This window comes from Pseudoflavonifractor sp. AF19-9AC, from assembly GCF_003478995.1.
Classification (GTDB): domain Bacteria; phylum Bacillota; class Clostridia; order Oscillospirales; family Oscillospiraceae; genus Lawsonibacter.
In genome coordinates, this window is the sequence record NZ_QUGI01000002.1 from 238665 (window position 1) to 258362 (window position 19698).

Below are 19698 nucleotides of genomic sequence, written 5' to 3' on the forward strand. Positions count from 1 at the left end.
AAGCGGTGCCGCTCTCCTAAGAGAGCGGCACCGCTTTGTTACATTCTAAGGGACTTTTTAAGGGGTGGCTTAGAAAATGCCCTGAGCCATCATGGCGTCAGCAACCTTCTGGAAGCCCACGATGTTGGCGCCGGCCACCAGGTCATAGCCCAGGCCATAGCGCTCAGCGACCTCAACAGAGGACTCGTAGATGTTCTTCATGATGCCCTTCAGCTTGGCGTCCACTTCCTCGGCGCTCCAGTACAGGCGCTCGGCGTTCTGAGCCATCTCCAGCTCGGACACGGACACGCCGCCGGCGTTGACAGCCTTGGAGGGGGCGACCACCATGTGCTTCTGGCTCTTCAGGAACTCCAGAGCCTCGTTGGTGGTGGGCATGTTGGCGACCTCGATGTAGTACTTCACGCCGGACTCGGCAATCTTCTTGGCCCAATCCAGGTTGACGTCGTTCTGGGTAGCGGCGGGCATGTAGATGTCCACGTCCTTGACGCCCCAGCACTTCTGGCCTTCCACGAACTCGCAGCCGAACTTCTCAGCATAGGGCTTGCAGTGCATGGGATCCTTGGCGCGCATCTCCAGGATGTAGTTGAGCTTCTCCTCGGTGTCCACGCCGTCGGGATCGTGGATGTAGCCGTCGGGGCCGGCAAAGTAGGTGACCTTGGCGCCCAGCTCAGCAGCCTTCTTCATGATGCCCCAGCCCACGTTGCCGTAGCCGGAAATGGCGATGCGCTTGCCCTTGATGTCCTCGCCGTCGTGCTTCAGAGCCTCGACCAGGTAGTAGACAGCGCCGTAGCCAGTGGCCTCGGGACGCAGGATGGAACCGCCGGTGCACACGGCCTTGCCGGACAGAGCGCCGAACTCGGCAGCGCCCACCAGACGGCGGTACTGGCCATACATATAGCCGATCTCACGGCCGCCGCAGCCCAGGTCGCCGGCGGGGCAGTCGATGTCCTGGCCGATGTGACGATACAGCTCGCTGATGAAGGCCTGGCAGAAACGCATGACCTCGGCGTCGCTCTTGCCGCGAGGATCGAAGTCGGAACCGCCCTTGGCGCCGCCGATGGGCAGGCCGGTCATGGCGTCCTTGAACACCTGCTCAAAGCCCAGGAACTTGATGATGGACAGGTTGACGGAGGGGTCAAAGCGGATGCCGCCCTTGTAGGGGCCGAGGGCCGCGTTGTACTGAACGCGGTAGCCGCGGTTGACATGCCACACGTGGTTGTCGTCCTCCCAGGTCACGCGGAACTCGATGGCGCGCTCGGGCTCGACCATGCGCTCCAGCAGAGCAGCCTTCTCATACTCGGGGTGGGCGTTGATGACGGGCTCCAGAGAGGTCAGAACCTCCTCCACAGTCTGCAGGAACTCGGGCTCGTTGGCGTTCTTTGCTTTGGTGTCGGCCAGGACGCGTTCGATGTACTTGTTCATGATACATTCCTCCTAAACAATAAATCGGGCCTGTAATGACGGATTTCTTGCATTTACGGGGCGATTCAGGGTTCAAAATGAAAAAACGGTTGTTTTTTCCTTCTTTATGTATAGCATACCACAAATCCCGAAAGAGTAAAGCATAATTTTTGTTGAGGTCACCACAACCAAATAACTGTGGTTGGTGGGCTTTCCCACTTTACTGTGATGGTGAGCCAGGAAAAAACAGCCCTTCTCACAAAAAAGAAGGGCTGTTTTTGTATATAATGCAAGTTTTCAGTCAAAGGCCAGACCCAGATAGGCCACAGAGTCCCAATCCCAGCTCCGGGACAGCTCCGGAGCGAGCCATTTGAGCATGCCGAATTGGCCCTTTGTCCGGTTGGCGGCGCACTCATCGGCCATCCGGGGACCACGGACCAGCCAACGCCGGGCGGGGGCCACCCGCCCAAGATCGGAGAGGGCCAGCCGGCAGGCCTCCGGGCTGCCCAGATACTCCTTTAATACCACCAGACCGTCTCCCGCATCCTCGGCGCACAGGCACAGGGGACCGGCAGCGGTATCCCCTACAAAGAGGCCTCCCGTCCCCAGGGCGCAGCACCCGGCCTGATACCGGATGGCGTCCTCGGGGTAGGCAATGTGGGGCAGGTCCGCCAGGAGGGTCTCCCGCACCCGGCCATACACCCCGGGGTCGGCCTGACGGAGGACGGGCGCCCCGGCCGGGGGCAGCTCCTCCGGGGTGAGGGAGAGCTCCATGTGGCGGAAGCACTCCCCGAAGCCGTTGGCCCCAAAGAAGTTGTGCAGGGAGGGCTGGGCAGGGACGGTGGTCACCGCCGGAATGCCCAGGGAACGGAAGTAGTCGTCCGCCCAGGCCAGCAGCCGGCCGGACAGGCCGCGGCTGCGCCAGTCCGGGTGGGTGGCCACGGCGTAGAGGTAGGCGGAGCGGTATTCCCCCCGGCCGGGCACCACAAATTGGGTGTCAAACCAGGCGGTCATGGCCCGCACAGCCCCCTCCGCCTCCAGCACCAGCACCCGCTCTGTGCGGTAATAGGTGGCAAAGAAGTTGTCCACATAGGCCCCGTCATCCCCGAAGGCCAGGCACCAAAGCTCCCGCAGGGCGGGGATGTCCTCCCGCCGGGACAGGCGTACTTGCATAGCGGCTCCTTTCTCAGTAGGAAACAGGGCGGCGGAAGGCTCCGCCGCCCTGTTGGATTTCTTGTTTATAAATGGGGGTATACATCGCTCTTCCGGGGGACGATAAGGGCGCAGACCAGGTAGGCCCAGAAGCCGAAGGATCCCGCAAAAAAGGCGATGACCCATCCTACCCGCACCAGGGTGGGGTCCACGTCAAAGTACTCCGCAATGCCGCCGCACACGCCGGCCAGCATCTTGTAGGGGCCCTCTGTCCGATAAAGCCGTTTTCCGTTCATATCCAATCTCCTTTCCGGGGACCGCCCAGCCGGAAGGCAGAGGCGGCACGTCCCACTTCAGGGGTTTCTCTTCTCTTTCAGGATACGCGAACGGGATGAAAAAATCCATAGGGGAAAGATTAAAAATCCTTAAAATTTCCTCTTTCCCCGCCGCAGCAGCCACAGCCGCCGGGCCAGCAGGGCGGCGGAGATGGTGAAAAACACCTCCAGCGCACTGGTGACCATGCCCCCGGCGGCAAAGAGGACGCCGGAGAAAAAGACGATGCCGCCCCAGTCCCGCAGGTGGTAGGTCCAGCCCTCCAGCTCCTCCCGGCGGCAGGCCAGGCACACCGCCAGCAGCGCCAGCATCAGCAGCACGCAGGCCAGGGCGGCCAGCAGAACATGGAGCTGAGCAAAGCGGGGAAAGTTGTCGGGCAGATAGGGGACCAGCAGGGCGCCGGTCAGACACAGGCAGGCAGCGCTCCCCAGGGCCCGCACGGTGATCCGTCCCCTCCGCCGGGGCAGGGTCCGGGCCAGGGCCAGGAGGATGGTGAAAAAATAGGCGGCCGCCAGAATCCCCCACAGCACAAAGCCCCGGTAGTAGTCCTTTCCCGTCACGGCCAGGACGGAAAAGTTGGTGCGGAACCAGGCCATGCTGCCGGCAAAGAGCAGGGTGTAGGCGGGAATCAGAAAGCAGGCCGTCACATCCGCCAGCAGCCGGGGCCAGTCCGTTTTCCGCCCTTTCAACTGCGCTCCACCTTAGCCACCAGGTCCCCCTTCTCATTGAAGCGGACGGCGCGGATGTCGTTGCCGGTGTTCTTCTTGATCTCATCCAGCCGCAGGCCCTCGGGCACCGAGGACACCAGGGAGAAGGCCACGCCGTGGCGCTTGGCCCGTCCGGTGCGGCCGATGCGGTGGATGTAGTACTCGTTCTCGTCGGGCACGTCGTAGTTAAAGACGGCGTCCACATCGTCAATATCCAGACCACGGGCAGCCACGTCGGTGGCCACCAGTACCCGAATCTGGCCGTCCCGGAACTTCTTCAGGGTCTTCTCCCGGGCGGACTGCTGGATATCCCCGTGGATGGCCTGGCAGGAGATTCCCCGCATGGACAGCAGCCCCGCCAGCCGGTCGGTCATGTTCTTGGTGTTGCAGAAGGCGATGACCCGCTCATAGCCACCCATGGCCAGCAGCCGGGCCATGGTGTCCGCCTTCTCCCCCCGGTCCACCTCCAGGCGGTACTGGGCGATGTCGGGCTTATTGGCCTGGTCGGCGTGGACGGTGATCTCCACCGGCTCCCGCTGGTACACCCAGGAGATGTCCAGCACCTCCCGGGAGATGGTGGCGGAAAAGAGGCCCAGATTGCGCCGCTTGGGCATCTTGTCCAGAATGTGAGTCACGTCCCGGACAAAGCCCATGTCCAGCATCCGGTCGGCCTCGTCCAGCACTACGGTCTGCACCTTGTCCAGCTTCACCGTGCGCCGCTTCATGTGGTCCATCAGCCGTCCCGGGGTGGCCACCACGATCTGGGGGTCCTTCTTCAGCTGGGTGATCTGCTTGTCAATGGGCTGTCCGCCGTAGAGGCACACCACCCGCACGCCCTCCTTGAAGGCGCACAGGTCCCGCAGCTCGTCCTGGATCTGGATGGCCAGCTCCCGGGTGGGGGCCAACACCAGAGCCAGAATGTCCCGGCTCTCCGGGTCGATGTGCTCCACCATGGGGATGCCGAAGGCAAAGGTCTTGCCCGTGCCGGTGGGGGCCTTGGCAATGACGTCCTTCCAGTCCATAAAATAGGGGATGGCCCCGGTCTGGATGGGTGTGGCCTCCACATAGCCCTTCTTCTCAATGGCCCGCATCAGCTCGGGGGACAAGCCCAGCTGGTCGTAACGGGCATGCTCATTTACGGTCTGTCCGTTGATTTCCATGGATTCTTCGTTCCTTCCTCTGTCTGTTGTGATCCAAGGCCTACCCAACCGCACAGAAGATGTGAAACGCCGTTTTTCCCGGCGCGGCCCCGAATCCGCAGGGCAGCTCAGCCGCCCCATAACAATCCAGGATATATTATACCCGTTTTTTCTTCCTTTGTCCATTGTTTCCCCCATTTTGCCCCTTGAGCGGCCAAAAAGGAACCCGTCCGCCGCGGTTTCAGCGGCGGACGGGCTCCTTTGTCAAGAGGAAGGGAAAATGAGAAACAAGGGTTGGAAATTGGGATTACCAGTTGAAGCCGCCGAAGGGCCACTGATAGTAGTAGCCGTTTCCGCTCTGCCCCTGCTGGCTCTGCTGGTTGTCCTGCTGGAGCTGGTTGGCAGACTCGGTCTCGGCATTCTTCTCGTCGAAGGTAATGGAGATCTTCTGCTCCTGCTGGTCCCGGACAATGGTGAGGGTCGCGGTGTCTCCGGCCTTGTAGTTGGTGGACAGAGCGGCGGTAAGGGCGGTGGAGGAGTCCACGGCGGTGTCGTCAATGGCGGTAATAATGTCGTTGACCTGCAGGCCGGCCTTCTGAGCACAGGAGCCCTCGGCCACATACTTGACCACGGCGCCGGCGGAGATGCCGTAGCTCTGGGCCTCCGCGGAGACGTCCTGCACCTGGACGCCCATGTAGGGCTTACCGGTGACATAGCCGTGCTCGATAAGATCGGAGAGAATCTCCTTCACATCGTTGATGGGGAGGGCGAAGCCAAGGCCCTCGGCGCTGACGCCGGACTGGGACTGGGTGTACTTGGCGGAGACGATGCCCACCACGTTGCCGTAGCTGTCAAACAGCGGGCCGCCGGAGTTGCCGGGGTTGATGGCACAGTTGGTCTGCAGCACGTTGAGGGTGGTGGAGACGGTGTTTCCGTTGGAGTCAGTGCTGGAGGTGGTGATGAGCCGGTCCAGAGCGGAGACAATACCGTCGGTGAGGGAGTAGGTCAGCTCGCCCAGGGGGTTGCCGATGGCGTAGACGGTCTCGCCTACCACCAGCTGGTCGCTGTTGCCCAGGGTGACGGGCTGCAGGCCGGTGGCGTCAATCTTGATGATGGCCACGTCGTTGTCCTGCTCGCCGCCCACCAGCTTGGCGGTGTACTTGTCGCCGCTGGCGAAGGAGACCTCGATGGTGACGGAGGAGTCCTCCACCGCGTCCTCAATGACGTGGTAGTTGGTGACGATGTAGCCGTCCTGGGTGAGCACGAAGCCCGAGCCAGAGGCAGCGGAGGTGGTGGTCTGGCCGAAGATATTTACGGTGGTGTTCACCGTGATGCCCACACAGGAGGCCAGGTTGGCGGCGTAGAGCTGCTCGGCGGTCATGGGCTGGCCATTGTTGTTGTTGACCACCGTTTCCACCTGGGGTCGCTCGCCCTCATAAACCACGGTCTCGGGCTGATTCATCTGGGCATACAGGGCAGCGCCTCCTACGCCGGCTCCGCCGCCCAGCACCACGCAGGCCAGCAGCAGAGCTGCAATGCGCAGACCGGTCTTTTTCTTTTTGGGGGCTTTCTGGGAAGGAACGGGGCCGCCAGTGGTGGGAATGGGATCGGTGTAATCACCGAAGCCGCCCCGATAACCATCATTTTCACTATTGTAGAAATTGAATTCGTTGTTCTCCATAATTCCTACGCTCCTTTGTTACACCGGACCTCCGGGAGCTCCGGTTCCTTTTTACGGGACTTATCTTACCGTATAAATATGAAAAAATCATGAAGAAAAAAACATCGTTTTTTGAACTTTCCCAAAATAAATTTTGACCGGTGGAAAAAGAGGGGCTGCTTGCCGCCCCAAACGGACGGCAAACAGCCCCGATATCCGGTTTTTTCAGGCCTTTGGCGGGTGGTGGGAGAGAATGGCGGCGGTGTCCCGGGCGGCGGCGGCCAAATCCAGCCGCAGGCCGTGGAACATGCCCATTCCCGCCAGATTCAGCAGCACCAAAAGGCAGATGGGGCCCAGAATCATGCCCAGCACCCCCGCTACCTTCATGCCCACATAAATGCTTACCAGGGAGAGAATGGGGGACAGCCCCGTCTGATCGCCCACAAATTTGGGCTCCATCACCCGGCGGAACAGGGCGATGACGCCCCAGATGGCCATCAACTCAATGGCTGTGGGGTAGTCCCGGGTAAACAGGGCGATGAAGGCCCAGGGCACCATGACGGTGCCCGCGCCGATAATGGGAATAAAATCCAGAATAGCCAGGCCCAGGGCCAGCAGCAGCCCGTAGGGCTGGCGGATGAGCAGGAAGCCCCCCAGCAGGATGAAGAACACCCCCACCGAGAGGAGAAACTCCGCCTTCAGATAGCCGCCGAAGGCCCCCAGGGCGGTGGAGTGCACCTGGCGGCAGAAGTGGAGCAGTCCGTCCCCCATACCCTGGGCGGCCCGGGAGCGCAGGTAGGGGTAGTCAGCGGTAAGGAAGAAGGTGGCCATGAGGAAGATCACCAGGGCCACCACAAAGGAGGGCACACCCAGGGCCTTGTTGGTGGTGTAGTCCACCAGGGTGTTGAGCAGATTGGGGGTGGCGGTGGACAGCCATTCCAGCAGTCCGTCGGTCACCGACTGCACCGTCTCGTTCATCTGGGGCGGCACCAGGGTCCACAGGCGGGCAAACAGCTCCTCCGTCTGGTCCAGGGCCCCCTGGAGGCCGTCCAGCAGCCCCTGCCAGTTCTGGGCCAGGGAGACCAGCTCATTGACTGCGGCATAGCCCAGAAAGCCGATGGCCGCGCCCAGCGCGCCGAAGACCAGAATCATCAAAAATCCGGTGAGCACCGGACGGGACAGGCCCAGCTTCCGCTGAAGCCACTTCACCATGGGGTTCAGAATCGCCGCCGTGATGAGGGCAGCGAGAAAGGGAGCGAACAGGGACAGCAGGCCTCTTCCGAAAACGGCCAGCAGCACCACAACGACGATGGTCAGCACCAGACGGATCCCCAGTCGGAACCACAGCCAGCCCCGCTCCCGCCAAGTCAGTTGTCCGGGATTCATGGATCAGTCCTCCTCCTTGCATATTGTGTCAAGCATACCACAAAAAAGATGAAGAAATTGTAAAACCTGTTTGTCCCAAAATTAAATCTTTATAAAAAACAGGGCCGGGGGGAACAATCCCCCCGACCCGAATCGTTTAGGTCCAGTAGACGACCCCCACCAGGTTGGGGCCGGCGTTGATGGCGATGACGCCGCCGATGTGGTACTCCATGGCAGGCTCCTGGCCCAGGGCCTGGACAGCCGCCTCGTGGAGCTTATCCGACTGCACATCGTTGTTGCCCCGGATGAGCAGATAGGGGCTGTCGGGACGGCGCTCCTTCTGGCACAGGTCCAGCAGGGTGGGGATGACGTTCTTCTCCCCCCGCACCTTGGTAAGGATCTTGGAGTCCCCGTTGTCAAAGGTCATGATGGGCTTCAGACCCAGAGCGTCTCCCACAAAGGCGGCCGCGGCGGGCACCCGGCCCGACTTCTTGGCAAAGCGCAGATCCAGGGGGGCGAACACCACCCGCACCCGGTCGATCCAGTCCTGGATAAAGGCCACGATCTCCCCGGCCTCTTTTCCCTGGGCGGCCAGCTTGGCGGCCTCCACCACGGGGTAGCCGTAGCTCATGGTGTAGTTATGGGAGTCAATGATGTGGATGTGGAAGGTGTCCTTGGCCTCGGGGTGGTCCTCGTAAAACTCCTCCCGGGCCTGAATGGAATTCTGATAGGTGGCCGAGCCCTTGGAGTTGATGGAGGTGTGGATGAGGTCGGTGTACCCCTCCTTCCAGGCCTGCTCAAAGCACTCCTGGAACAAAAAGGCGGTCAGTTGGGCATGGGTGGGAATCTGAGGGGCGGCCAGCAGCATGCCGTAAAACTCCTCGGGGGTAAAGTCCACCCCGTCCTGATACTCCTTGTCCCCCATGGCAATGGGGAAGGGGAGCACCTGAATGTTCAGCTCCTCCCGCAGGGCGGCGGGAATGTCGGCGGCGGAATCGGTCAAAAACTTAATGCGAGCCATATTGGCCTCCTTCATTCATTGTATGTATCAAAATGCCTCCCAACCGGGAGAACGGGTCTCTGCCGTAACATGGTCATTATCCCAGAAAGCCCTTTTGTTGTCAATGCGGGGAGGCGTTCAGATTCCCTCCAGATTCAGGGCTTTTTGGGGCGCAGAGGACGGCGGGTGCCGTCGGGATACTGAATGACGGTGCTGTTGAGCTGGGCGGTGAGGCTCTTCTTGTAGGCCTCGATATACTCCCGTCGCAGAACATCCCGCTCGGCAATTTCCTCCGGGGTCAGTCCCTCGGGGGTCTTGGCCTTCCGGGCCAGGATATTGATCCGTTCAATTTTTTCCTTTGTCATCATGGCGTTGGTACCTCCCGCTCAAAAATCAAGTCAATGCGGTCAATCTGTCCGGTGCCCCGCTGGGTGGTGGGCAGCCAGCCCACATAGCGCCAGCCCTCCGCCGCCCGCTGGACGATGATATCCCGGTGTCCGCTGGTATCGATGCGCACGCCTCCGAAGAGGTTGTAGCCCGTGCCCCACTCCGTTTCCAGAGAGACAAAGTCGTATTCCAGCATACTGCCGACCTCCTTATTAAACGTACCGTTCCAGCACCAGCATGGTGCGGCCCTTTTTGGACTGGCCGGGGACCTCCTTTACCACGCACTTGCCCAGACCCCGGCAGGTGAGCACGTCCCCCTCCTCAATGAGCTTGTCCCCCTTCAGGCACTCCCGGTGGTTGACGGCCACCTTGCCCGCGGAGATGTAGGCGGCGGCCTTGGACCGGGACAGAGAGAAGCCCGCTCCCAGCACCGCATCCAGCCGGGGGGAGGCCACCGTGTCCCGGATGGTCTTCACCTGCACCGGGGCGGGGGTGAGCTGGTTCAGAGTGATCTCTTTGAGGCGCACCTTGTACCGCCCGGCCCCCTCCCACTGGGAGAGGAGAATGGGCAGGGCCTCCCGCAATGCCACCACCTGGCAGCGGCCCGGACCGGGCAGCAGAATGTCCCCCAGCTTTTCCCGGGTCAATCCCAGGCCCATGAGGGAGCCCAGAATGTCCCGGTGTCCCAAAGAGGCCTCGGCGGGAAAGGCGGCCTCCAGAGCCCCCAGGGGCCCCTCCGGGTCGGACACCGCGTCGTCCTCCTCCTGCCAGTCGGGGAGGAAGAGGCAGACCTGGCGCTCCGCCCCCTCATAGCCGCCCCAGAACCGGTGGCGGGGGTGGCCCCAGACGGAGAGCAGATCGGACACCGAGGCCTGCTCCCCCGGGGAGAGAAAGGGGGTGTGGGCGGGGACGCCCCGGTCCTGGGCCAGCTCCAGCTTGTCCAGCGCCCGGGCCAGCAGCATCCGCTCCTCGCCGCTGCGGGCGCAGCGGTCCAGCAGCTCCTTCTTGTTCACGCGCTCCTCCCCCTTCCAAAATGGTATGACCAGTATATGCGAGCTCCGCCGCCCTTGTCAATGGCGGAAGGGCAGCAGAAAGGCAGCCGTCTGGGGACGGCTGCCCGGTAAAGTGTCCTTACAGCTTCTGCTCGGACACCCAGGTGATGAAGCGGTCGGCCAGCTCCAGCTGCTTTGGGTCCAGCCCCCGCAGCTTCTCGGCCACATTCTTCCAGGCCTCGTCCCGGCTGCGCACCGAGCCCACCAGAAATTCGTCGGGGGTGGTATCCAGCACAATGGCCAGGCGCATAATCAGTTCCGTGGAAGGGATGGAAACACCACGTTCTACGCTGGAGAGATACTTGTAGGCCATATCCGCTCTCTCCTCCACCTCTGCCTGCGTCATGCCCAATTCCTTGCGGCGCCGGGCAATATGCCGCCCAATCTGCTTGTAATCTAATTCCATGCTGCACCTCCCGAATACACATTTAACTAAAGCATATGGGGACTGCGCGCATATTAAACCAGCTACAAGCGCGAATTTCTTCTTGACACTTTATTATTTCGTATTTTAAAATTGAATTACTTGTTGTAACACGAAAAGGAGGCATCTCAGCATGTATCAAAAAATGTATTACACCCTCTTCAACGCCATCACCACGGCCCTGGACCAACTGGAACGGGGCGTAGTCCCGGCGGCCATTCTCACCCTGAAAACCGCCCAGATGGACGCGGAAGACCTGTTTCTGGACGACGGAGAGGAACTCACCGAAACAGAAAACAAAGACGGCTACCCTTGACCGGCAGCCGCCTTTTTTCTTCTATCCACGCTCTGAAACCCAGGAAAGGAAGGAATCCGCCAGCGCCAACTGCTCCCGGCTCATCCCCCGCAGCTTTTCCGCCACGTTTTTCCACTCCTCCGGCTCCTCCCGCCGGACCGTTCCGGCCAACAGCTCATCCGGAGTGACGTCCAGGGCCTGGCAAATCCGCACAAAGACCTCCAGGCTTGGGATGGACTTGGCCCGCTCAATGTTGGAGAGATAATTGCTGTTGATATCGCACCGCTCGCACACCTGCACCTGCTTGAGCCCCAGTGCCTTTCTCCGCGCCGCGATCCGCTGTCCGATGGTTCCATAGTCCAAGGCCATGTCATCACCTCATTTTCTTCCCTGTGTCCCTATTTTAGTGGTGTACCCCTCTCGTAAAAATAATCTATAAGTTGTTTTTACACTTGACATAGTATTTTTTGAGCATTATAGTTGATTTATAACTTTAAAGTGTAGTTTTAGGGGGTATCTATGGACACAAATTCTCCCCATCTGTTGGAGCATCTGGCTCACCTGGCCGGGCTCACATATCTCTCTGATCTGCGCTGGGCGGCCCCTGCATCTTTCACTCTGTACAAGGCCCTTGCGAACACCCCGGCCGCAGCCTTTTCTCTCCGGCAGTGGCAGGAGGCTCTGGCCTATCTGACGGGCGAGCCGCGCGCTCCGGCCAGCGCTGATTTGTGCCGGCAGCGCCTTCTGGAGCACTTCTCCCAGACAAATTCCGGAAGAAACACCGGTACTTTCCCCCTTGACACCGGGAGCGGCGGGTGATATAGTGTCTGCGTAAAATGGCGCAGACGGAGAAGAGGCCGCGTCTGCCGCGCTCAGAGAGGGGCATGTTTGGTGCGATTGCCCCGCGCAGGTATGCGGCCGGTACCACTCCTGAGCCGCTGGCGAATGCAGAATGCAGAATGCAGAATGCAGAATGGGTCCTCCCCTCTGCCCTGTGCTCTCGTTCGGCAGAAAGCTGGGCCGGGCCCTCCCGTTACAGAGGTCACAAAGCGGCAAGTGATCACGTTTCGCCTGCTCGCGACGCGCGGCTTCCCTCCAACTCGGGCTGGTGTCCGGGCCCTGCGGCCCTCCCCTCGCCCTCGTTCCGGTCCATCCGCGCTGCTCGCGACGGCTCAAACGCCTCTTGCAAGCAGGGTGGAACCGTGGAGCATCAGAGCGCGGAAAATAGACACGCAGGGAAGCTTGGAGCAAAGCGAGGGCGCGAAACCAAGGCCGCCGCAGGCGGGCTGTTTCAAGTCCGAGTCGGAGCGAAAGCGACCCGGCCGCGTGTCCAATTTGCAGCGTGACTAGGATACGATGCCTCACCCCTGACACACCATCAGGGGTGAGGCGTTTTTTCTTGCCCCTCAGAACACGTGGGCGGCTCTCTGCCGCCCCCACGGACGGTTAAGGAGGTATATATCATGTCCGAAGAAGTGAAAAACGAGTTTACCTTTGAAAATCCCGAGTACCGCAAGACCTATTGGCACACCTGCTCCCACGTCCTGGCTCAGGCCATGAAGCGTCTGCACCCCGAGGTGAAGCTGGCCATCGGTCCCGCCATTGAAAATGGCTTCTACTACGACTTTGACACCCCCCGCCCCTTCACCCCCGAGGACCTGGAGGCCCTGGAGGCGGAGATGCGGAAGATCTGCAAGGAGAAGCTGAAGCTGGAGCGCTTTGAGCTGCCCCGGGCCGAGGCCCTGAAGCTGATGGAGGAGAAGGAGGAGCCCTACAAGGTGGAGCTCATCAACGACCTGCCCGAGGACGCGGTCATCTCCTTCTACAAGCAGGGCGAGTTCACCGACCTGTGCGCCGGCCCCCACCTGGACTCCACCGGCCGCATCAAGGGCAACGCCGTCAAGCTCACCAGCGCCACCGGCGCCTACTGGCGGGGCGACTCCAGCCGCAAGATGCTCCAGCGCATCTACGGCGTGGCCTTCCCCAAGAAGGATGAGCTGGACGAGTACCTGGCCAAGCAGGCCGAGGCTCTGAAGCGGGACCACAACAAGCTGGGCCGCGAGCTGGAGTACTTCACCACCGTGGACGTCATCGGCCAGGGCCTGCCCGTGCTGCTGCCCAAGGGTGCCCGTGTGGTGCAGCTGATGCAGCGCTGGATTGAGGACACCGAGCAGAAGCGGGGCTACCTGCTGACCAAGACCCCCCTCATGGCCAAGCGGGACCTCTACAAGATCTCCGGCCACTGGGACCACTACCTGGACGGCATGTTCATCCTGGGCGACCCCTATGACGAGACCAAGGAGTGCTTCGCCCTGCGCCCCATGACCTGCCCCTTCCAGTATCAGGTCTTCCTGAACCGCCAGCGCTCCTACCGCGACCTGCCCATGCGCCTGGGTGAGACCTCCACCCTGTTCCGCAACGAGGACTCCGGCGAGATGCACGGCCTCATCCGTGTCCGCCAGTTCACCATCTCCGAGGGCCACCTCATCCTCCGCCCCGACCAGCTGGAGGAGGAGTTCAAGGGCTGCCTGGACCTGGCCAAGTACTGTCTTGGCACCCTGGGCCTGCTGGACAAGTGCACCTTCCGCTTCTCCCAGTGGGATCCCGCCAACCCCAACAACAAGTACGAGGGTACCGCCGAGCAGTGGGAGCACGCCCAGAGCGTCATGGCCCAGATTCTGAAGGACCTGGACGTGGAGTACACCATCGGCATCGACGAGGCCGCCTTCTACGGCCCCAAGCTGGACATCCAGTACAAGAACGTCTACGGCAAGGAGGACACCCTGGTCACCATCCAGATCGACATGCTCCTGGCCGAGAAGTTCGGCATGTACTACATTGACGAGAACGGCGAGAAGAAGCTGCCCTATATTATCCACCGCACCTCCATGGGCTGCTACGAGCGCACCCTGGCCTACCTCATCGAGGAGTACGCCGGCGCTCTGCCCACCTGGCTGGCCCCCGAGCAGGTCCGCTTCCTCCCCGTCACCGACCGCGCCGCCGACTACTGCGCCGACCTGGCCCGCAAACTCTCCGACCAGGGCTACCGGGTTGAGGTGGACTACCGCAACGAGAAGATCGGCAAGAAGATCCGCGAGGCCCAGCTGGACAAGGTCCCCTATATGCTGGTCATCGGTGACCGGGATATGGAGAACGGCACCGTCTCCCCCCGCCACCGCGCCGACGGCGACCTGGGCGCCATGTCCTTCGAGGAGTTTGCCGCCCTGCTCAAGGACGTGGTGGACTCCAAGGCCAAGAAGTAATTCCCCTTTATTTGTGCATAACCGGTCCGTCTCAGGGAACGCTGAGACGGACCGGTTTTTAGCGTGTCGAGGGACCTCGACACGCTTCAAAAAACGCAGGCGTTTTTTGAGCAGCTGCAGCCCGCTGCAGCGCACTCGCTTTGCTCGCACGTTTGCGGGCTGAGAAGTGTTTTTTTCGACGCACATGTCGCCGAAAAAACAAATTTCAATTTATTTCGCCGCCCGCTGGCGGCGAAACTCTGCCGAGGGCTTTCTCCGCTGCAAGCCCGCTGCATGTTTCCTGTTTTGTCCCTAAAAAATAAATAAGAATTATTCTCATTTTCTTCTGGACTTCTGCCCAAACCTGTGCTATGCTTCAAACAGAAGAAAGCACACCATTCCGCCGCCCTTCGGGGCCGCTGTTTTGAGGAGGAACTCCGCCATGAAAAATCCCAAGGCTATGTATGCCCTGAGCTATGGCCTGTTTGTGCTCTCCGCCCGCCAGGGGGAGAAGGACAACGGCTGCATCATCAACACCGCCATGCAGGTCACCACCGAGCCCAACCGCATCATCATCACCGTCAACAAGAGCAACTATACCCATGATATGGTACTGGCCACCGGCCGCTTCACCCTGTCCGTCCTGTCCGAGAAGGCGGAGTTTTCCACCTTCCAGCGCTTCGGCTTCCAGTCGGGCCGGGATGTGGACAAGTTTGCCGGCTTTGAGGCTGACGCCGTCCGGGGCGACAACGGCATTCTCCGGGTGACCAAGGGCGTCTGCGCCTGGCTCAGCGCCAAGGTGGTCTCCACCATCGACCTGGGCACCCACACTCTGTTCCTGGCCGATGTGGAGGACGGGGACGTGCTGAACTCCGATCCCGCCGCCACCTACACCTACTATCAGGCCAACATCAAGCCCAAGCCCCAGGCCGCCGCTCCCTCGGAGAAGAAGCGCTGGGTGTGCGTGGTGTGCGGCTATGTGTATGAGGGCGATTTCCTCCCCGAGGACTTCATCTGCCCCTGGTGCAAGCACCCCGCCTCGGACTTTGAGCCCCTGCCTTGATAAAACCTCTGTTTTTCCGCCGGAAGCCTCTTTCCGGCGGAATTTTTTTGCTCTATTTGCGCAACCAAATGCCCCGCCCTGCGTCTAAAGAATTAGAAAGGAGGCCTGCGGCCATGGGAAAACGAATTGTGGTGATTTTGGCGGGACTGGCTCTTGCGGCGGGGCTGCTGATCTGGTACGCTTTTTTCCGGGGGAACCGGCCCTTTGCTGGTCTGGAGGCGGGCGACCTCCGGGCCGCCTCGGTCCGCTTGTCGCCCCCTGATGTGACATTCACTCTGACCGAGGCGGAGCGGGAGGAGCTGGCAGGCCTTCTGCAAAAGGTGGTCACCCGCCGCCGGGACGACAGCTGGCGGGAGTACGCCGGCCAGGGGGTGACCTACTCCCTGACCCTCCGGGACGGCACCACCCGCACGGTGATGGCTTTCAGCCCCTTCCTGGTGGTGGACGGGGTGGGCTATCGGACGGAGCACGCCCCCTGTGAGGCTCTGAACCGGTTTGGAAACCGAATTTTGTCGGAACGCGGATAGGGAGAGGAGGTCCCCTGTGGAAGACAGCATGATTGTGGAGCTGTACTGGGCCCGCTCGGAGCAGGCCATCGAGGAGAGCGACCGGAAATACGGCCGCTACTGCCTGTCCATCGCCCGGAGCATTGTGGAGCTGGAGGAGGATGCGGAGGAGTGCGTCAACGACACCTGGCTGCGCTCCTGGAACGCCATGCCGCCCCAGCGTCCGGGGGTGCTCTCCGCCTTTTTCGGCAAAATCACCCGGAACCTCTCCCTGGACCGCTGGCGGAAAAACCGGGCGGCCAAGCGGGGCGGCAGCCAGGTGGAGGTGGCCCTGCTGGAGCTGGAGGACTGCCTGCCCGACCGGAACACCCCGGAGCGGCATCTGGAGGCAGCGGAGACCGCCCGGGTGATCTCTGACTTTCTGAGAACGCAGCCGGAGCTGGACCGGACCTTATTTGTGCGGCGGTATTTTCATCTGGAGTCCCTGGCGGCTCTGGAGGCCCGCTTCGGCCTCACTGAGGGCCAGGTGAAGTCCCGGCTCCACCGCACCCGCAAACGGCTAAGGCACATTCTGGAGGAGGAGGGAGCCGGCCTATGACATCGGAGCATTTACTGGAGGCCATGGGCCTTCTGGATGACGACCTGATCGTCCAGGCGGAGCAGGCCCCCGCCCGGAAGCCTGTCCCCTGGCAGCGGTGGCTGGGGCTGTGCGCCTGTCTGGCCCTGGTGCTCCTTGTAGGCCGGGGTGTGGTGCAGAACTGGAGCGGCATCAACTCCTCCAACGGGGCAGGGGCCAGTACCTCCGCCGGGGGAGGTGCACCCTCCGGCGATGTGGGGAGTGCCGGCACCTCCTCAGGTTCCGTCTCCCTCCCGGACGGCTCGGTCTACATCCTGCTGGACAACCGGAGCTACCTCTCCACCGAGGAGACCGTCCCAGAGCTGCCTGACGGAGCGGAAGAGGTGGGCCTCCTGTCGGAGGCAGCGGAGGGCGCCTCCTCCCCCAGCACCAATGGGACCGCCTATGTGGGCTGCGCCCTCTATGCCGGGGCGGATGGATTGCTCTATGTCCAGTCGGACCAGGGGGACTATGAGGTCTTTGCCCTGGCGGAGCCCTCCTTCTAATCCTTGTGAAAAAACATGGGCCCGCGCAGATGCGCGGGCCCATGTTTTTTCGATCTTTATTTTTCCGTTTTTTCCTGGTCCTCCATGACCCGGACCTGAATTTCCATCACCCGGCGGTGCTCCACCTTGGTGACAGTGACGTCCAGTCCCTCGGCCTGGAAGTGGTCGCCCTCCTCGGGCACCCGGCCCACCTGCTCCATCACCCAGCCGGAGACGGTGGCGGCGTCGCACTCGCCCTTCACCTGGAACAGGTCGTACATGTCGTCCAGGTCGGCGGAGCAGGCGATGAGATAGCTGCCGTCCTCCTGCTTCTGGAAGGTCTCAATGACCTCGTCGTGCTCATCCCAGATTTCGCCCACCAGCTCCTCCAGGATGTCCTCCAGAGTGGCAATGCCCTCGGTGCCGCCGTATTCGTCCACCACCACGGCCATATGGGCCTTGTTCTTCTGCAGAATCCGCAGAAGCTCGGAGATCTTGGTGTTGCCGGTGGTGTAAAAGACAGGGGCCTTCAGGTTCTTCACCATGGTCTCGCCCCGGTAGCGTGCGGCGTAGAAGTCCTTCTCGTGGATGACGCCCACGATGTTGTCGATGGTCTCGTGGTAGAGGGGGATGCGGGAGTAGCCGCTCTCCACAAACAGGGCGGCCACCTCCTCCATGGAGCTGTCCTCCTCAGCGGCCACCAGATCCACCCGGGGGGTGAGGATCTCGGAGACCTCCAAATCGTTGAACTCGATAGCGTTGCGGATGAGGTCGCTCTCATGCTCGTCCAGACCGCCCTCGGTCTCAGCCTGGTCCACCATGCCCACCAGCTCCTCTTCGGTGATGCCGTCGCCGCCGCTGTTGCGGATGACCATGGACAAAAGCCGCTTCCACTGGCCGAACAGGAAGTTCAGGGGGGCCAGCACCAGCAGGAACAGCCGCAGCAGGGGAGTGGCAAACATGGCCCAGCTCTCGGGGTGCTCCTTGGCCAGGCTCTTGGGGGACACCTCGCCGAAGATGAGGATGACCACCGTCAGCACAATGGCGGACACCGTGGGGCCCCGGAGGTCATCAATGAGCTTGATGAACAGCACCGCGCCGATGGTGGTGGCCACGTTGTTGACAATGTTGTTGCCGATGAGGATGGTGGACAGCAGCTTGTCATAGTCCTCCGCCAAAGCCAGGGTCCTGGCCGCCCGCCGGTCGCCGGCGTCCGCCTTGGTACGCAGGCGGATGCGGTTGAGGGAGGTAAAGGCCGTCTCGGTGGCGGAGAAATAGGCGGACATGGCCACCAGGAAGAGAAGTGCGACAATCATGCCTATACTGGCACTGTCAAGTTCCATGTGGAAAATATCAACTCTGCTTTCTTCTTAAAATTAAACACATAATATTATGTATTTGGTGAGGAGTATATCATACCTTCCCCGGGAATGCAACGGATATCCCGGGGCAAAAGGCCGGATTTTTGCCTTCCGGGGCAATTTTATCAGGAATTTAACACAAAAAAGGTCAAAAAAAGACTTGACTGTCCTCTGCGGACTGTGGTATAGTAATTCTACCTGTGAAAAGGGGCTTTTTTGTCGTGCGCATTTTTACGGTGTCTGCGCCCGAACCCCTCCCCCGTATGAGGCCACAGGGAGGCAATGGGCCGGACCCCACCGTAGCGTCTGACACTGGTATTGTGTCTTTGCGTCGCTGGATCCGGCCTGCGGGCTGAATCCGGCGTTTTGCTTTTTTCGGCACTCGCCCGTGTTTTTGACCCGACCACACGGCGGCCCACCCCCGGGACGGACCGCTCAACTTTAAAAGGAGGTGCCGAACAAATGGCAAGCAAGGCCGGCGCGCGCATCAAGATCACCCTGCGGTGCTCTGAGTGCAAGCAGAGAAACTACAACACCATGAAGAACAAGAAGAATACCCCTGACCGCCTGGAGCTGAACAAGTATTGCCCCTTCTGCAGAAAGCACACGGTCCACAATGAGACCAAGTAATTTGGTCCCTCAGGCTGAAAGGAAAGAAGGGTAACAATGGCTGAAAACGAAAAGCTGGAGCAGACCACTCCGTCTGGCTCTGACAAGGCCGCCAAGGCCAAGAAGGACAAAAAGTCCGACAAAAAGCCCGGCTTCTTCGCCCGCATCGGCAAGTGGATCAAGGAGATGAAGGTCGAGCTGAAGAAGGTCCAGTGGCCCACCCGCAAGCAGACGGTCAACAATACCCTGATCGTAATTGCCTGCGTCATTGTGGTGGGTGTGTTCATCTGGATTTTCGATTACCTGGCCGGCAGCGTCATCGACATCATCATTAATCTGCTGGGTTAAGGGTGACGGACATGGCTGACAACGCGAACTGGTATGTGGTGCACACCTATTCCGGCTATGAGAATACGGTGAAGGCCACCATCGAGAAGTATGTGGAAAACCGGAACATGCGGGATTTGATTCACGAGATCAGCATCCCCATGGAGACGGTCACCGAAATTACCGACAACGGCCCCAAGGACGTGGAACGCAAGGTGTTCCCCGGCTACGTGCTGGTGAAGATGGTCATGAACGACGAGACCTGGCACGTTATCCGCAACATCCGGGGCGTCACCGGCTTCCTGGGCGAGGGAAACAAAGCGATCCCCCTGTCCGATGCCGACGTGGCTGCTCTGGGCGTGGAGAAGCGGGAAGTCGTGGTCAGCTATCAGGTGGGCGACAGCGTGCGCATCACCGACGGCGCGCTGGAATCCTTCCTGGGCACTGTGGAAGAGATTGACCTGGACCGCAGCAAGGTCCGCGTGGTAGTGTCCATGTTTGGACGCGAGACCCCCGTGGAGCTGGAGCTGGACCAGGTGGAGCCCGCCAACTGAGTTTTCCCGCATTGCGTTTC

24 protein-coding genes are annotated in these 19698 nt (G+C 60.9%); 10 read left to right on the top strand and 14 right to left on the bottom strand.

The genetic code is table 11. The features are described 5' to 3' along the window. Positions 1-69: 69 nt before the first annotated feature. The 12 genes from gdhA to DWX58_RS03985 form a co-directional block, all read right to left on the bottom strand. Complete coding sequence (gdhA, locus tag DWX58_RS03930; RefSeq protein WP_118641696.1) at positions 70-1422, bottom strand: NADP-specific glutamate dehydrogenase; 1353 nt, start codon at positions 1420-1422, stop codon at positions 70-72. A 276-nt stretch (positions 1423-1698) separates the two neighbouring features. Next, positions 1699-2574, bottom strand: a complete 876-nt coding sequence (locus tag DWX58_RS03935) for a GNAT family N-acetyltransferase (RefSeq protein ID WP_158579211.1) — start codon at positions 2572-2574, stop codon at positions 1699-1701. 65 nt (positions 2575-2639) lie between these two features. Continuing rightward, entirely contained in the window at positions 2640-2849 is a 210-nt protein-coding gene (locus DWX58_RS03940) for a PspC domain-containing protein (RefSeq protein ID WP_118641698.1), read from the bottom strand. 129 nt (positions 2850-2978) lie between these two features. Continuing rightward, a complete protein-coding gene (locus DWX58_RS03945) occupies positions 2979-3575 on the bottom strand; it encodes a hypothetical protein (protein WP_118641699.1) in 597 nt (198 codons plus the stop codon). Beyond that, positions 3572-4753 (bottom strand): DEAD/DEAH box helicase, encoded by a 1182-nt coding sequence (locus tag DWX58_RS03950; protein ID WP_118641700.1) that lies wholly within the window; start codon positions 4751-4753, stop codon positions 3572-3574. The genes DWX58_RS03945 and DWX58_RS03950 overlap by 4 nt, the downstream gene beginning before the upstream one ends. A 286-nt stretch (positions 4754-5039) precedes the next feature. Next, a complete protein-coding gene (locus DWX58_RS03955; RefSeq protein WP_118641701.1) occupies positions 5040-6413 on the bottom strand; it encodes a trypsin-like peptidase domain-containing protein in 1374 nt (457 codons plus the stop codon). A gap of 204 nt (positions 6414-6617) precedes the next feature. Beyond that, positions 6618-7778, bottom strand: a complete 1161-nt coding sequence (gene ytvI, locus DWX58_RS03960; protein WP_118641702.1) for a sporulation integral membrane protein YtvI — start codon at positions 7776-7778, stop codon at positions 6618-6620. A 136-nt stretch (positions 7779-7914) separates the two neighbouring features. Continuing rightward, positions 7915-8778, bottom strand: a complete 864-nt coding sequence (locus DWX58_RS03965) for a DegV family protein (RefSeq protein WP_158579212.1) — start codon at positions 8776-8778, stop codon at positions 7915-7917. Positions 8779-8912: 134 nt separating this feature from the next. After that, entirely contained in the window at positions 8913-9122 is a 210-nt protein-coding gene (locus DWX58_RS03970) for a DUF896 domain-containing protein (RefSeq protein ID WP_118641975.1), read from the bottom strand. Next, a complete protein-coding gene (locus tag DWX58_RS03975; protein ID WP_118641704.1) occupies positions 9122-9340 on the bottom strand; it encodes a DUF4177 domain-containing protein in 219 nt (72 codons plus the stop codon). The genes DWX58_RS03970 and DWX58_RS03975 overlap by 1 nt, the downstream gene beginning before the upstream one ends. Before the next feature lie 16 nt (positions 9341-9356). Next, complete coding sequence (locus tag DWX58_RS03980; protein WP_118641705.1) at positions 9357-10157, bottom strand: YlmH/Sll1252 family protein; 801 nt, start codon at positions 10155-10157, stop codon at positions 9357-9359. Positions 10158-10275: 118 nt separating this feature from the next. Continuing rightward, positions 10276-10602, bottom strand: a complete 327-nt coding sequence (locus DWX58_RS03985; protein ID WP_118641706.1) for a helix-turn-helix transcriptional regulator — start codon at positions 10600-10602, stop codon at positions 10276-10278. 151 nt (positions 10603-10753) lie between these two features. Between DWX58_RS03985 and DWX58_RS03990 the strand changes: the two genes are divergently transcribed. After that, complete coding sequence (locus tag DWX58_RS03990; protein WP_118641707.1) at positions 10754-10936, top strand: hypothetical protein; 183 nt, start codon at positions 10754-10756, stop codon at positions 10934-10936. A 21-nt stretch (positions 10937-10957) separates the two neighbouring features. Here DWX58_RS03990 and DWX58_RS03995 read toward each other — a convergent pair whose 3' ends face one another. Next, complete coding sequence (locus DWX58_RS03995) at positions 10958-11284, bottom strand: helix-turn-helix transcriptional regulator (protein ID WP_118641708.1); 327 nt, start codon at positions 11282-11284, stop codon at positions 10958-10960. A 150-nt stretch (positions 11285-11434) separates the two neighbouring features. Here DWX58_RS03995 and DWX58_RS04000 point away from each other — a divergent pair, with 150 nt between their 5' ends. From DWX58_RS04000 to DWX58_RS04025, 6 genes are all read left to right on the top strand, one after another. Next, the gene (locus DWX58_RS04000; RefSeq protein ID WP_118641709.1) at positions 11435-11734 is read left to right on the top strand and encodes a hypothetical protein; all 300 of its coding nucleotides are present in this window, start codon (positions 11435-11437) and stop codon (positions 11732-11734) included. A gap of 644 nt (positions 11735-12378) precedes the next feature. Further along, positions 12379-14178, top strand: a complete 1800-nt coding sequence (gene thrS / locus DWX58_RS04005) for a threonine--tRNA ligase (protein ID WP_118641710.1) — start codon at positions 12379-12381, stop codon at positions 14176-14178. 421 nt (positions 14179-14599) lie between these two features. Beyond that, positions 14600-15220, top strand: a complete 621-nt coding sequence (locus DWX58_RS04010; protein WP_118641711.1) for a flavin reductase — start codon at positions 14600-14602, stop codon at positions 15218-15220. A 113-nt stretch (positions 15221-15333) separates the two neighbouring features. After that, positions 15334-15747: a hypothetical protein gene (locus tag DWX58_RS04015; protein ID WP_118641712.1), complete on the top strand. Its 414-nt coding sequence runs from the start codon at positions 15334-15336 to the stop codon at positions 15745-15747. A gap of 16 nt (positions 15748-15763) precedes the next feature. Then, positions 15764-16324 carry a sigma-70 family RNA polymerase sigma factor gene (locus tag DWX58_RS04020; protein WP_118641713.1) on the top strand — a complete coding sequence of 187 codons (561 nt, stop codon included), beginning with the start codon at positions 15764-15766 and terminating at the stop codon, positions 16322-16324. Beyond that, a complete protein-coding gene (locus tag DWX58_RS04025; protein WP_118641714.1) occupies positions 16321-16848 on the top strand; it encodes a hypothetical protein in 528 nt (175 codons plus the stop codon). Before DWX58_RS04020 ends, DWX58_RS04025 begins: the two co-directional genes overlap by 4 nt. A 56-nt stretch (positions 16849-16904) precedes the next feature. On the opposite strand, the gene DWX58_RS04030 is transcribed toward DWX58_RS04025, so the two are convergent. Beyond that, on the bottom strand, positions 16905-18170 hold the full coding sequence (locus DWX58_RS04030) for a hemolysin family protein (RefSeq protein ID WP_118641715.1): 1266 nt from the start codon (positions 18168-18170) through the stop codon (positions 16905-16907). Positions 18171-18650: 480 nt separating this feature from the next. Here DWX58_RS04030 and rpmG point away from each other — a divergent pair, with 480 nt between their 5' ends. The 3 genes from rpmG to nusG are packed head-to-tail and all read left to right on the top strand — an operon-like array spanning position 18651 to position 19678. Further along, positions 18651-18818, top strand: a complete 168-nt coding sequence (gene rpmG, locus DWX58_RS04035; RefSeq protein WP_008980220.1) for a 50S ribosomal protein L33 — start codon at positions 18651-18653, stop codon at positions 18816-18818. A gap of 36 nt (positions 18819-18854) precedes the next feature. After that, positions 18855-19145: a preprotein translocase subunit SecE gene (gene secE / locus DWX58_RS04040; protein ID WP_118641716.1), complete on the top strand. Its 291-nt coding sequence runs from the start codon at positions 18855-18857 to the stop codon at positions 19143-19145. Between the two features lie 11 nt (positions 19146-19156). Then, positions 19157-19678, top strand: a complete 522-nt coding sequence (nusG, locus tag DWX58_RS04045; protein WP_118641717.1) for a transcription termination/antitermination protein NusG — start codon at positions 19157-19159, stop codon at positions 19676-19678. Positions 19679-19698: the final 20 nt, after the last annotated feature.